A 12881-nucleotide genomic window follows, 5' to 3' on the forward strand; every position below is an offset into this window, starting at 1 on the left:
CGGCGGCACGCTGTGCACGATTCTCGGCGGCCTGGGCGGCGCGCGGGCACCGTGCCGATAAGCGCCCCCTGCGGAGCAGGATGCGACGTCACAGCGGGATGGTGCAAAGCCAGCGACACGGCGCGTCGGTGGAACCAGGGCGCTGACCTGCGACGCTGTGACGTACGCGGCCGATGCCAGCGATCAATGGTCCACATTAACCAGTCCACTCTGACTATCCCCGCTGGGCACCCGACCCGCACAGCGATCTTGCACGACAACCACGGTTGTCGATTGCGAAGCGGCAGCTACCCGACCCGCGACGAAGCATCTCCTTGGCTGACAACCAAGGTTGCCGGTGTGGGTCGTAACGTGACGATCGTGCCGGCCGGCCGGGCTGCGCTGCCCGCCCGCCTCGCCAGGCGCTCAGCGGCCCGGTGCCGCAGGTCGGCAACGTCCGGGGTGCAGGTCATAACGAAGGCCAGCGTCACGGGGCTCTCGCCCTTGCTGGTGCGGCCGGCACATCGTGCCAGCCGTGGCCGGGTGGGAACCGAAGGAGTTCCCGAAATCGGTAGCGACTCCGGGAGCGGTCCGGTAATCTTTCAGTCGCTGCCCGCAATCAACCAGAATCTGGGCTGCTTCGGCCTCGGTTATCGTCGCGGGCGCCACTGCTGATGCTCACGGAAGGAGACCAGCGCAATGACGCCACCGGATGACCTCGTCATCGTGGTAGAGGAGTTGGCCACGATCCAGGACCGCGGCGACTTTCAGACCTCTGATGGACCCGTCGGTGACAGCGGCGAGAACAGGGACGGCTAAGCATCGACGTTAGCTGTCGCCGTACGACCCTGCCTCTCTTTCATCTGTTTCGGTTGGTTTTTCATGGCGAGCTGGGTGCAGGCCGAAGGAGCCACCATGTAAAGGATGTTGATGGATCATCAGCTCATCCGCGATATAAAGACCGCGCTGGCATGGTCCGGACCCAGCTCGACATCCTCCCGGTTCCTACGGGGGGAATCTTCCTGATTCTGGGATATGCCCCAGGGTGCTCACGCCGACCAGATTTCTAGACCTGATAATGAGACGAAGCCCTGTCTCGCCCCAGATGCGGTGCTTTCAAAACGAATCAGAGCTGCATCCAAACTCCTTGCTTCAGATGAACACGACGAGGCGAGGGCAGGTCACTCCGATGGTCGATATGCGCCGGCTGGCCGGACTTTTGCAATCAGGCTGCACCCTGGTGTTGGACGCGGTCAACCACTTTGATCCGACGCTAGAGGTTGCGTGCCGAGCGTTTCAATGGTGGTTGCGCGCGCCTGTGCAGGCGAACGTGTACCTCACAACGGGCGACGCGGCGGGTTTCTCCCTACACTGGGATGATCACGACGTCATCGTCCTACAGTTAGCTGGCGACAAAGAGTGGGAGGTCCGGGGTCCGTCTCGCCGTGCTCCCATGTACCGCGACGCCGCACCCAATACTGAGCCTCCCAAAGACATCGTGTGGTCTGGTACCGTGAATACCGGTGACGTGTTGTATATTCCCCGGGGCCACTGGCATCGGGCGAGCCGCACCAGCAGAGGTGACGGGTTTTAGCCTTCATGCTACCTTTGGGTTCACGAGACGAACGGGCGTCGATTGGTTGGCTTGGCTTGCGGAGCAGTCGCGCCGCGAAGAGGTGTTTCGGGAGGATCTGAATCAGCGGGGAGAAGACCCGAAAGAACATCAAAACGACGGCGAGAAAATTATTGTTGCCGCATCGCGTCTTCTTACGTCACATCCGCCGGCCCATTACTTGGAATCCGTGGCGCATGCCACCTCCGCAGGCCGGCATGTCTCCACAGCCGGCATTTTTGGTCCGCCATCCGCGGTCGTGTGCGTTACTGATTTTCCACCTCAGATGGAGACCCAGGGCGATACAGTGGCGGTCGCGACGGCGGAGAAACGGATCGTCTTCACCAGGAAAGCATTACCAGCCCTTGGGTTGCTTCTGTCGGGCAATCCTGTGCGCCTTGACTACGTATCGTCCGCAGCGGGGATCGATGGCGCGCGCCTTGGGGAGATACTTGTCCGGGAGGGCATATGCGCGGAACTGACTCCGGAATTATTCTCGGGCTATACCGGTCTGACCACAGACGGCAAGCTTTAGAGGATGCCCTTGCCGTTGGCATTCAATGCCTAGACACAAGCTACAACCATCATGGGTTCGACTCGCATCGCCTTTTCTCAAGCGTCGTGGGCGATTTACTTTCCATGTTCTCCATCTCGACGAAATTCGGCTTCTTCCGAGAGTCCGGACGGGTAGTTCACTCCCTCGCTCCCGGCCAGCTTCGCCGTGCGGTGGAGGAATCAGCGTGCGACCTTGGACGCATCCCGGACGTCGTCTTTCTGCATAATCCTGAGAAGGCCCTTGTGGGAGTGAGCCCCGTACAAGCCCGTGAGCGCTTGGATGCGGCGTGCGCGGCGCTGTATGAAGCGGTAGCCATGGGTCTGTGCGCGTCGTGGGGAATATCGTCCTGGGATACGGCGCCGCTGATCCGGGCGCTTGACGGCGATCTCTTCGCGAAGGCTCCCACGCCAGACGTGCTCATGGTCCGCGCGGGGCTGACGGTGCCGTCTGACCAGCTCGACGCGAGCGAGCGGGCGGCGCAACGTCTGGGCGTCCCGTCCGATCGCCTGTGGGGGATGAGCCCGTTCGGCGGGGACGCCGCACGCGACGTCTGGAAGAGAATTAAGGCGGCCACCTTTCTTCAGCCAAACGAAGAAGGGTCAAATGTGCAAGCCGTCTTCCGCGTGTCATATGAGCTGCCAAGAGTAACGCGGACAGCCGTGAGTTCCGGCAGCACAGACCATATGAGGGAACTTGTGTCAGCCGAAGCGCTAAAGGTTGACCTAGACCAGATCGCTCGTTATCGGCAGCTCCTCCGTGAGAGAGGCGCTCACATCTGAAGGTCTTTCACCAGCCTTTCGACAGCCTGACATGCCGGCTCGTGAAGCGGCCCTGAATACGAGGCGGGCGCGCTGACAATGTCCGCGCACAGAAATAGCGTCATGATCTTACCTGTCTTGCTTTCCAGTTCCTCTCTGTACTCTCGGTAGATGCGGCTGGCGAGGTCGGGAATTGCCAGGCTGTTGACCCACAGGTTCGCTGGGTCCAATCCGCGCGGCGCCATTCCCCAGTCTTCCCAGTCAAGCAGCATACATTCTGGTGCCGTGAGATTCGCCCAATTTAGGTCGGCATGCGCGGCTGACCATTGCTCGATCCTAGTGTCGATCTTGCCGCCACGGGCCCGACTGATTGCCAGGTCCACCCGCGCTTGCGTTATTGTCTCGGTGTGAGGAGTAGCTAGCCGGGTGGTCGAATGCCCGGCAAGCGCGGCCAGCGAAGATCTCAGCGTCGCCCACCACGCCTCAGAAAGGTCGGGATCGGTAGTGAGGATACCACCGGGTTTAACGGGATGATCCGCGACGAAATCTGTCTCGTCAGCCCTCCACATGAGATCCTGGTCGGGATCGTTCCAAGAGACGCTTTGCCTCCAGACGGGCCGGGCCACGCCATGAAGCATCGATGAGGTCTCTGTTCCGTTCCATCCCTGACCGGTCATCTTCTCTGGAGATCGAACCTCAACACGGACCCAGGTTCCTCTATCGCTGGCGAGGCCAATTGAGCGTCGCTTCCGCACGACCGCGGTTCGGTCAAGGTGAACGTCTAGTGATCGCTCGACACGTTTCAAGACGTCGTTATAGGACCCCGACCTGAGATCCAATTTAGCGCGGACGTTTGGCACGATGGAAACCCTGTCTCTCTCGTCGCTCGGGCGGAGTGTCACCCGTCCGCCTGCGTTCGAGCGCCACGCGGACGGGCAACAATAGTGAAGACGTGCAAAATGCTATCTCGGCGCCCTGTGGACACCGTATCGGCTGTCAGGCCGTGAACTCTCCATCCGTCACACCACGCACGAACGCCGACCATTCCGCACTGGTAAAGACCAGCGCAGGCCCGGTTCCATGGTCCTTGCTGTCCCGTAGGGCGACAAGGCCGCCGTCAAGGAATGCAACCTCGACACACTCACCCTTAGCGTTGCTGTAGCTGCTCTTGCGCCACACCGCGCCGGAAAGATCGTGACTGTTCATGGTTCGAGACTCCTAGCTCGATCAATGAGCATCTTGGTGCTCGCGTCCCGCTCGGCCGCAGATTCCCACATAGCGCTGAACGACTCTTCGTATTGCTCTACCTCACGATTTTTCTCTAGATACAACGCTCCGGCAAGTCCCTCCACGTAAACCGTTGGCGGTTCCCCCGCTCGTCCGGTTCCGTTCTCGGGAAACCGAAGAACGACGAACGGACCCGACGTGACGCCCGCGTGTAGGCCGGCACTGAACGGCATTACCTTGATCGTGACATTAGGCAGCCGGTTTACGTCCGCAATCCGTTCGAGTTGCTGTGCGAGTACCTTCGGGCCACCAACGGGGCGATGCAGAATCGACTCGCTGAGAACAATATTCAGGACCGGGGGATCGGTCACTCGGGTCAGCAACGCCTGCCGGGCCATGCGTACATGAACTCGCCGGTCTATTTCGTCGTTCTCGATATCGGGGTCTTCCGCTCGGATCAGGGTCCGTGCGTACTCCTCTGTTTGGAGGAGACCGGGAACGAGTTCCGACTGGTAGCACCAGAGGCGAGAGGCTGCCTCTTCGAGCCCGATGTACAGGTCGAACCAGGCCGGGATGACGTCGCCGTAGCTGTGCCACCAGCCGCGCGCCTTCGTCTCCTTCGCGAGCCCCATCAGCGCCTCGGTCAGGTCGGTGGGTGCACCGTAGATCCGGCACATGATCTCTACGTCAAAGCTCCGAAGCGAGGTCAGCCCCGACTCGATGCGCCAGATCTTGGCTTCGGACCACTCCAGGCGCCGTGCGGCTGCCCGCACGGTCAGCCTCGCCTGGTTTCGAAGATCGCGTAGGTACCGGCCGAGCTGGCGGCGCGGCACGGTCGAGCCCGTCGTCGTGGTGCCTTCTGGCATCGCCTTTCCTTCGGTTTGAGGGTAGTCCATCACCCGAAATGAAAGACTCCAGTCGCTGTTTCGCAACAATATCAACATCTCTCAGTTTGCATTGTGAGTCTTGCATGTTGGGTCCTCACGGTGTTTGACTTCTGCGTGACAGCAGGCGCGCCGAGAGTGGCCGCCTGGCCGCCTACGGCGCTGCCATCGGCGGACGCTCGCGTCTCTCTGCGTTGCCAAGGAGCCCTCCTCGGCGGCATCTGCCGCGCCCTGCTGTCTGCGGCACGGAGACGGAGGCGCGGCGCGGGGGCTACCCGTCGCAGACCGAAGGGAGAGGGTCCATGGACGAACGCCGGTTCGTGGTGTGGGACGCGGACGGACGACCGCTCGGGGCATTCCCCGACTTCGACACCGCCCACGAGTGGGCGCACGTGCGGATGCGGCAGGCGCGAACCCGCCTCCCCCTGACACTCGACGACCGTGTAGCGAAGGTCAGCCGCCGCCTATCCCACGCCCGCTGTGAGCTGGTGGCGTGGGCCGAATTCGCCGTGTTGCCCGGCTGTGACCTGCCCGCTCTCGGCGCAGCCGCAGCCGCAGGCGACACGGCGCGGCGCCAGCCTGCACAGCACTCACGGTCGTGACCATCCGGATCATCGGCCGCTGGGCTGCCGTCCGCGCGCTGACCGCCGCACGGGGCTCAGCATGACTGGTGACTCATCGCCTGTGGTCCGGGTGGCCGTGGCGCACTTCCCGCCGACAGCCGCCGCCGTTCCCGACGTGCGCACGAGCACGGCCTGCACGCTCAGGGAATGGTCAGTCGACTCCGACACCGTCAACACTGTCGAACTCGTCGTTTGTGAATTGACCTCGAATGCCGTGAAGGCGAGCCGCCCGGAAGACGTCGTGGCCATACGGCTCACCGCGACAGGAGAATACGTCCTTGTTGGAGTGCGGGACGGCAATGACACCGCTCCCCGTATCAAAAGCCCGGACCTGTTCAGTGAGGACGGACGCGGCCTGCTGATGGTCGACGCGCTGTCGCGCCGATGGTCGTGGTGGAGAGTAAAGACCGGCGGAAAAGTTGTCTGGGCCGAGATTCCCGGTGGTTTGCAAGCCACGCCGCCGCCGACGCAGGCCGCTACGCCGATGCCGACGCGGACACCGAGGGTCGGGCCGCAGCCTACGGCGCCGGTCGTCTACCGCACCGACCCGGCGCAGCTCGACCAGGGACTTCGACACCGCCGAGGTCTGGTCGAAGGGCCCGGAGTTCATCGCCCGGGTGGGCTTGTCGAGCAACCGGTTGGACACCGACGCCGATTCCCGGATCTCCTTCTCCCCCAACCGGTGCACGGCTGCGACCTTCGACGCGAACGCCGGCGAGTGGGCATCGATGGACAGCAGCGTGCGCGCGAACGTGCCAGCCTGCTCGTCCAGTCGGGCCACGGCGTCCGGATCGATCGGAACGGCCGGTTCGGCCCGGTCAAGGGGCACCGGTGCCACCGGCTCGGGCGGGGTCAGCACCAGGCCGCCGGGGGACGTATTGCCAGGTGCCGTATTCCGGTCGGCGGCCGGCGGTTACGTGGTCAACCGGGTCTCCCCTGCGCCTGGTTCACAATCTTGTCAATCATGCGTTCCTCGATGGCGGCGGTGGGCGGTTCCACCACGTCGACCAGTGACGGCGGCGGCGCGAGACCCCGTTCGGTGGCCAGGCGGCGGCCGTACGCGGCATCCGCGGTACGAAACCCGTGCTGAGCCGCGAGACGCTGCAGCTGCGGGTCGGTGGCAAGCAGCCGCCCGGCGGCATCTCCATCGGCGGTCAGTGGTATCACCGTGTGCTTCGCGTAGATCGTTGGCTCCGGGTACATGAGGACCATGTCGGGGCTGATGGAGCCGTCCTTCGCGAGCTGACGGGCGACGAACTGCGCCTCGTAGATCATGGCCATCGGCGTCTTCCCCATCCCGATGGTGAGGAAGTCGTCGAAGGGTTCCTGGGTGGACTGCTCGACATAGCCCTGCTTGACGAACAGCGGTGCGCAGCGGGCGGCCACCCGATCCGCCGCGGCGCTGTCGGCGACGACGTTACCGCCGTTCTCGACATAGCTGGCGATCGCCAGGTACAGCGCCGCGGAGTTCGACGTCCGCACATCCGTCGAACTGATGAGCACGGACTTGCCGGTCTCGAAAGCGGTGTTCCCCGGCAGGTCCGACCAGCGGGTGTTCTTATCGACCAGATCGAGGTAGCCGCGCATGTTCAGGACGCGGTGGCCGCCGTCCATCCGCACGACCCCGGCTTTCTGCAGCAGTGACGCGATCGGCTGGAAGGTGGCGATCGCCATCGGGCTGAAGAAGGGGACGTAGGACTTCGTCACCTTCCTGGCGGCCCTGATCCGGTCGGCCTGCGGCGCGTCGGCCGGAAAGGCCAGGTCATATGGGGTCAGATCGCGGCTGGTGGCGATCTCCCTGGACCCCGCGGTATCGACCTGCAGCCGGTAGCCGAGCTCCGCGAGCCGGGCGCCCACCGCGGGGTCCGCGAAGAAGTCCCGCTTCTCCGAACCGGCCAGGACCCGGACGGTCCGCACGTTGCCGTCGGGCGGACCGCCGCCGGCGTCGCCCCCCAGCCGGGGGAGCACGATCAGGGCCACCACCGCGATCACGAGCAGACCGGCCAGCAGGAGCCCGACGGTCCTGCCCCGCTGCGCCGAACGCACCAGCCCTCCGCCCGAATCCCCCGATTGACCCCTCTGCCCCCATAATGGTAGATTCCGGCGACACGTTCTCCACGTTCAACCCACGCGACCGTTTCCTGGTGACGGTGGATGGCCGCGGCGCCCGTCCGTGGGAGACGAGGGGGGACGAGATCGCCCACGCGCTGTGCGGCTCCGTCACGACCACCATCACCGATGGATCAGTGGCAAAGATACGCCCCCGATCTCGCGTACCGGCCTCTGTGCCGGTAACCGCCTCCGTTGCATAAGAGCGCCCGATAGCGGCGCTCATGCCGCCTCACCTTGCGGTGAGGCCCTCCGCTCGTCCAGAACGGCGCACCGGTCCGACCGGGGCGGCTGAGGCGGGGTCAGCCCAGTACCACCCGGTGCGCGCCGGTGTGGAGGTTCATCGACGTACCGCGCACGAACCCAGCGAGCGTCATCCCCGACTCCTCGGCGAGGTCCACCGCGAGCGTCGAGGGCGCGGAGACCGCCGCGAGCGCCGGCACCCCGGCCATCAGCGCCTTCTGCCTGGAACCGACGACAGCCACCGCACCCCGACGGGTCGGTCTCATCGGCTCCGGGGCCGGCCGGGACCGCGAAACGGCCCCGGCCGGTGGGAGGATTCGTTCCCTCAGTAGTTGACGCGAGTCCAGCTGAAGACGCCCGGGGTAGCCGGGTTGATCGCGAGCTTCAGGTAGTCGTTCGCCTGAGCGCTGCCATCGACGACGACGCGGGTCACGTTGGGAGCCTGCAGGGTCTTCGGGGCCAGCGGGTGGATGCCGTAGAGCGGGTCCGTGCTCGTGAACGGGTGGTCGACCCGGAAGTTGTGCGAGTCACCCTGCAGGATGAGCACCGGCTTACCGAAATGCTCGGCGAGGGTCCCGATCCGCTTGACGATGGGATCGAAGCCACTCAGCCCGTCTCCACCGGCGGCCAGCGCGCTGGTGTCCCACATATCGGCCTGCATGAGCAGCGCGACCCCCGGCGCCCCGGTCCGGCGTGCGACGTTGAACGCCTCGTTGATCCACTCAAGGTCCGCGTCAAGCCTGGTAGAATACTCGTTCCGCTGCTCCGCGGACAGCGGCGTCACCCCGAACCACGGGACGAGGTCGTTGTTGCTGCCCTGCACGTTAAGTGTCGAGAAAACCACACCGGACTGGGTCCACATGGTGTTCTCCACGAAGGGCGCGTAGGCCGGGTTCGCGGATTCACTGGTGACCTGCCGGGCGTTCACGCCGAGGGTCCGACCTGGGACAGGGAAGAACACCTGACGCAGTTTTCCGAGACGTTCGAGAGGATTGTAACCACCGTTGTTCGCGCGGTGACAGTCGGTCCACTCGTTGTCGCCGGGGGTGTAGACAAAAGGATCCTGGAACTGGTCGAAATCCGACTTGATGGCGGCGAAGTACGAGTCCGAGCAGACGCTGCTGCCGTTCTTGATATCGCCGAGATGCGCGACCAGCGACACGTCGGGATCGGCGTTGATCTTGCCGATGTCGGTGGGAAACTCGGCGATCTTGGCGGCGCCGTAGGGGATGTCGCCGATCACGGCGATCGTAGACGGAGCGGTCCCGGTGCCGAGCGGGGTGGCCGCGTCCGCCGAGATCGGGATCGACACGGACGCGGTCAGCGTACCCACGGCCAGTGCCAACAAAAGCCTGCGGTGCCGCATTGCCGGACTCCTTCACCACGAGGACCGCACGGTTCTTTTCCGGGGACGGCGATTCATCGGGCCGACGGCCCGCCACCCGCACTCCGGACGTCCGGAAGCTATCGGGTCGACCGGAACGCCCCCGGAAGGGGTGATGAACCTTCACCCACGGCCAGCACAACGCGGGTTACCCTACCCCTGCCATCTCGGCCGCCGAACACCGGCGGCCGGCGACGGGAGTCGATCGAGGGAGGCACCGATGGAGGCAGGGGCATCCCCTCCCGAGCGGACCGAGCGGACCGAGCGGACCGAGCGGACCGAGCGAGAATGTCGGCGCGTCGAGGAACGGGGGCTGTGGTTCGACGAGCTGGAGACCGACGTCGTCTACGTCCACCGGCCCGGGCGGACCGTGAGCGAAGCCGACAACACCCTGTTCAGCACGCTGACGATGAACACCCAGGCGCTGCACCTCGACGAGGCATGGAGCACGACCCAGACCTTCGGCACTCGGCTGGTCAACAGCATGTTCACCCTCGCGACGCTGGTCGGCCTGTCGGTGAGCCGGCTGACCCAGGGAACGACCGTGGCCAACCTCGGATTCACCGAGATCCGCTTCCCCGCACCGGTGTTCCCCGGCGACACGCTCTACGCCGAGACCGTGGTACGCGACAAGCGGCTCTCCCGCAGCCGACCCGGGCAGGGGGTGGTCACCTTCGAGCACACCGCGCGCAACCAGCACGGTGACGTGGTAGCCGTGGCGGTACGGTCCGCGCTGATGCTGCGCCGGGCGGCGGACCGGTGATCGGGCAGCTGCCCGGCCCGGCGTTGCTGTTCTGCCCCGCGGACCGGCCCGACCGATTCGCCAAGGCTGCCGCCGCGGCCGATGGGGTCATCCTCGATCTGGAGGACGGCGTGGCGGCGGCGGACCGGCCGCGGGCACGGCGCGCGTTGCGGGAGACCATCCTCGACCCACTGCGGACGATCATCCGGATCAACCCCGCCGGGACCGCCGACTACGGCGAGGACCTGCGCGCCCTCGCCGACACGCCCTATCCCGTCGTCATGCTGGCCAAGACGGAGTCCGCCGAGCAGGTCGCCGCCGTCGGGCCGCGCCGGGTCGTCGCCCTGTGCGAGACACCGCGCGGCGTGCTCGCCGCGGCCGAGATCGCGGCCGTTCCCACCACCATCGGCGTCATGTGGGGCGCGGAGGATCTCGTCGCCGCGCTGGGTGGCCGGTCGAGCCGGGACGAGGCCGGCCGCTACCGGGGCGTCGCCCTGCATGCCCGGGCGAGCGTCCTGCTGGCGGCCGGAGCGCACGGGCAGGTCGCCGTCGATTCCGTGTACCTGGACATCGCCGATGTCGACGGCCTCGCGGCCGAGGCTCGTGACGCCGTCGCGAGCGGCTTCGCGGCGAAGGCGTGTATCCACCCGAGGCAGGTCGCGGCCGTGCGGCAGGCGTTCGCGCCGTCCGCCGACGAGGTGGCGTGGGCGCGGCGGGTACTCGACGCGGCGACGCACTCCGCCGGCGTGTTCTCCTTCGAGGGGCGGATGGTCGACGCGCCCGTCCTGCGCCACGCCGAACGCACCCTCGCCGCCACCGGGCATGATCCTGCTGTCACCGTCACAGACTCACCCGCCGATCAGCGGCGGCGCCAGGGCCCTACCACGATCTGTGGATAACCCGGCCCGGCATGGCCCACCCCGGCCTGGCCGGGGAAATGTGGAGGGTTGGGTACGGTCTGACGCCGTCAGACCGTACCCAACCCTCCACAACTCTGCGTAGAGAACTCTGGTCAGCCGGTCGAGGTGAGCGCGGCGACGAGAGAGGTGTCGTGAGTCGCGGTCCGGAACCGGGAATCGTCGAGCACCCGCAGGAGGAAGGGCACGGTCGTGGCCACGCCCGGTCCCTCGATGCGCAGCTCTGACAGGGCCGAGCGCATCCGCCGGACCGCGCCGTCGCGATCCGGCGCCCAGGCGACCACCTTCGCCAGCAGGGAGTCGTACCGGGTCGGTATCCGGTAGCCGGGGTGCGCGTGGCTGTCCACCCGGACGAAGGGCCCGCCGGGGAAATGGCACTCCGTGAGCGTTCCGGGCGCGGGTGCGAATCCCCGGACCGGGTCCTCGGCGTTGACGCGGCACTCGATCGCGACGCCGCGCGGGACGACCGCGTCCTGGGTGAGGTCGAGTTTCTCCCCCGCGGCGATCCGGAACTGCTCGGCGACGAGGTCGATGCCGGTCACCATCTCCGTCACCGGATGCTCCACCTGCAGCCGGCAGTTGACCTCCATGAAGTAGTACGCACCGGCCGGGTCGACCAGGAACTCGACGGTGCCCGCGCCGACGTAGCCCGCCGTGGCGACCCCGCGCAGCGCGGCCCGCCCCATCTCCTCGATGAGGTCCGCGGGCAGGCAGGGCGCCGGTGTCTCTTCGATGAGCTTCTGGTGACGCCGCTGCACCGAGCAGTCCCGGGCCCCCAGGTACACGCCGTTGCCGTACTGGTCGCAGAGCACCTGGATCTCCACGTGCCGGGCCGAGGGCAGGTAGCGCTCGACATACACCCGCCCGTCGCCGAAGACGGCCTGCGCGCCCGCCCGGGTCTCGGTGTAGGCGCGCAGGAACTCCTCGGGCTGCTCGACGATGCGCATCCCCCGACCGCCGCCGCCGGCGGCGGCCTTGATGATCACGGGATAGCCGATCCTGTCGGCGAACACCTCTGCCTCGTCCGCGTGGTCGATCGCGGTGTGGCTTCCGGGCAGCAGCGGAAGGCCCGCGGCAACCATCAGCGAGCGGGCGACGGCCTTGTCCCCGAGCTTCTCCATGACCGAGGCGGGCGGTCCGACGAAGGTGATGCCCTCGGACTCGCAGACCTCCGCGAAGTCCGCGTTCTCGGAAAGGAATCCGTATCCGGGATGGATGGCGTCCGCGCCGGCGAGCCGGGCGGCCTCGATGATCGTCGGGATGTTGAGGTAGCTGCGGCCGGCGGGGCCCGGACCGATCTGGACGGCCCGGTCGGCGAGCCGGGTCACCATGCTGCCGCGGTCGTCGGCCGAGTAGACGGCGACGGTACGCAGGCCGAGCTCCCGGCAGGTGCGCAGGACCCGCAGAGCGATCTCGCCCCGGTTGGCGATCAGGACGGTGGTGACCATCAGCCGCGGGCGTCCGGATCAATGGCGATCAGCCGTTCGCCGTACTCGACCGATGTCGCGTCGGGCTGGCACACCTCGACGATCCGGCCGGCTGTGTCCGCCTCAATGGGGATCATCAGCTTCATCACCTCGAGGATCGCGACCTGCTGCCCGGCCTTCACGGTGTCCCCGACCCGGACGAACGGCCGCGCACCGGGTTCGGGAGCGTAGTAGAAGACCCCGACGCTCGGCGCGGTGACGTAGCTCAGGCCAGCGTCACCACCGGCGGTCGGCGAGTCCGCCGGCCGCTCCTCGACCGGCGCGGCACCCCCGGGAACGGCACCCCCGGGAACGGCACCCCCGGGAACAGCACCCCCGGGAACAGCACCCCCGGGAACAGCACCACCAGGAACAGCACCC

14 protein-coding genes and 1 pseudogene are annotated in these 12881 nt (G+C 66.3%); 7 read left to right on the forward strand and 8 right to left on the reverse strand.

What is annotated here, in order from left to right:
* Window positions 1-1177: 1177 nt before the first annotated feature.
* The 3 genes from AC08OO_RS10375 to AC08OO_RS10385 are packed head-to-tail and all read left to right on the forward strand — an operon-like array spanning window position 1178 to window position 2926.
* Window positions 1178-1573 carry a JmjC domain-containing protein gene (locus AC08OO_RS10375; RefSeq protein ID WP_476609741.1) on the forward strand — a complete coding sequence of 132 codons (396 nt, stop codon included), beginning with the start codon at window positions 1178-1180 and terminating at the stop codon, window positions 1571-1573.
* Entirely contained in the window at window positions 1560-2126 is a 567-nt protein-coding gene (locus tag AC08OO_RS10380; RefSeq protein WP_476618454.1) for a hypothetical protein, read from the forward strand. Before AC08OO_RS10375 ends, AC08OO_RS10380 begins: the two co-directional genes overlap by 14 nt.
* Window positions 2060-2926: an aldo/keto reductase gene (locus tag AC08OO_RS10385; RefSeq protein ID WP_476609730.1), complete on the forward strand. Its 867-nt coding sequence runs from the start codon at window positions 2060-2062 to the stop codon at window positions 2924-2926. The genes AC08OO_RS10380 and AC08OO_RS10385 overlap by 67 nt, the downstream gene beginning before the upstream one ends.
* On the opposite strand, the gene AC08OO_RS10390 is transcribed toward AC08OO_RS10385, so the two are convergent.
* From AC08OO_RS10390 to AC08OO_RS10400, 3 genes are all read right to left on the reverse strand, one after another.
* A complete protein-coding gene (locus AC08OO_RS10390; RefSeq protein ID WP_476609731.1) occupies window positions 2917-3582 on the reverse strand; it encodes a hypothetical protein in 666 nt (221 codons plus the stop codon). The two genes, AC08OO_RS10385 and AC08OO_RS10390, sit on opposite strands and share 10 nt — an antisense overlap.
* Window positions 3583-3901: 319 nt before the next feature.
* A complete protein-coding gene (locus AC08OO_RS10395) occupies window positions 3902-4111 on the reverse strand; it encodes a DUF397 domain-containing protein (RefSeq protein ID WP_011434862.1) in 210 nt (69 codons plus the stop codon).
* Window positions 4108-5076 carry a helix-turn-helix domain-containing protein gene (locus tag AC08OO_RS10400; RefSeq protein WP_476609732.1) on the reverse strand — a complete coding sequence of 323 codons (969 nt, stop codon included), beginning with the start codon at window positions 5074-5076 and terminating at the stop codon, window positions 4108-4110. Before AC08OO_RS10400 ends, AC08OO_RS10395 begins: the two co-directional genes overlap by 4 nt.
* A 242-nt stretch (window positions 5077-5318) precedes the next feature.
* Here AC08OO_RS10400 and AC08OO_RS10405 point away from each other — a divergent pair, with 242 nt between their 5' ends.
* Window positions 5319-5618 carry a hypothetical protein gene (locus AC08OO_RS10405; RefSeq protein WP_476609733.1) on the forward strand — a complete coding sequence of 100 codons (300 nt, stop codon included), beginning with the start codon at window positions 5319-5321 and terminating at the stop codon, window positions 5616-5618.
* 61 nt (window positions 5619-5679) lie between these two features.
* Window positions 5680-6009 (forward strand): annotated as a pseudogene (locus tag AC08OO_RS10410) (ATP-binding protein); the annotation flags it as partial.
* A 551-nt stretch (window positions 6010-6560) separates the two neighbouring features.
* Here the strand turns inward: AC08OO_RS10410 and AC08OO_RS10415 are convergent.
* The 3 genes from AC08OO_RS10415 to AC08OO_RS10425 form a co-directional block, all read right to left on the reverse strand.
* The gene (locus AC08OO_RS10415; RefSeq protein WP_476609734.1) at window positions 6561-7685 is read right to left on the reverse strand and encodes a hypothetical protein; all 1125 of its coding nucleotides are present in this window, start codon (window positions 7683-7685) and stop codon (window positions 6561-6563) included.
* A gap of 365 nt (window positions 7686-8050) precedes the next feature.
* Window positions 8051-8233, reverse strand: coding sequence for a formate dehydrogenase accessory sulfurtransferase FdhD (locus AC08OO_RS10420; protein ID WP_476618455.1), 183 nt, complete (start codon window positions 8231-8233; stop codon window positions 8051-8053).
* Between the two features lie 83 nt (window positions 8234-8316).
* Window positions 8317-9357 carry a metallophosphoesterase gene (locus tag AC08OO_RS10425; protein ID WP_476609735.1) on the reverse strand — a complete coding sequence of 347 codons (1041 nt, stop codon included), beginning with the start codon at window positions 9355-9357 and terminating at the stop codon, window positions 8317-8319.
* Window positions 9358-9595: 238 nt separating this feature from the next.
* On the opposite strand from AC08OO_RS10425, the gene AC08OO_RS10430 reads away from it, so the two are divergent.
* On the forward strand, window positions 9596-10138 hold the full coding sequence (locus AC08OO_RS10430) for a MaoC family dehydratase (RefSeq protein WP_476609736.1): 543 nt from the start codon (window positions 9596-9598) through the stop codon (window positions 10136-10138).
* Complete coding sequence (locus tag AC08OO_RS10435; RefSeq protein WP_476607316.1) at window positions 10135-11016, forward strand: HpcH/HpaI aldolase/citrate lyase family protein; 882 nt, start codon at window positions 10135-10137, stop codon at window positions 11014-11016. Before AC08OO_RS10430 ends, AC08OO_RS10435 begins: the two co-directional genes overlap by 4 nt.
* Before the next feature lie 113 nt (window positions 11017-11129).
* Here the strand turns inward: AC08OO_RS10435 and AC08OO_RS10440 are convergent, their stop codons facing one another.
* On the reverse strand, window positions 11130-12482 hold the full coding sequence (locus tag AC08OO_RS10440; protein ID WP_011437313.1) for an acetyl-CoA carboxylase biotin carboxylase subunit: 1353 nt from the start codon (window positions 12480-12482) through the stop codon (window positions 11130-11132).
* Window positions 12482-12881 (reverse strand): acetyl-CoA carboxylase biotin carboxyl carrier protein (locus AC08OO_RS10445; RefSeq protein ID WP_476618456.1); only part of this gene is annotated, 400 nt, incomplete at its 5' end. The genes AC08OO_RS10440 and AC08OO_RS10445, both read right to left, overlap by 1 nt.

The sequence above is a fragment of the Frankia sp. CeCAU1 genome, assembly GCF_977971845.1.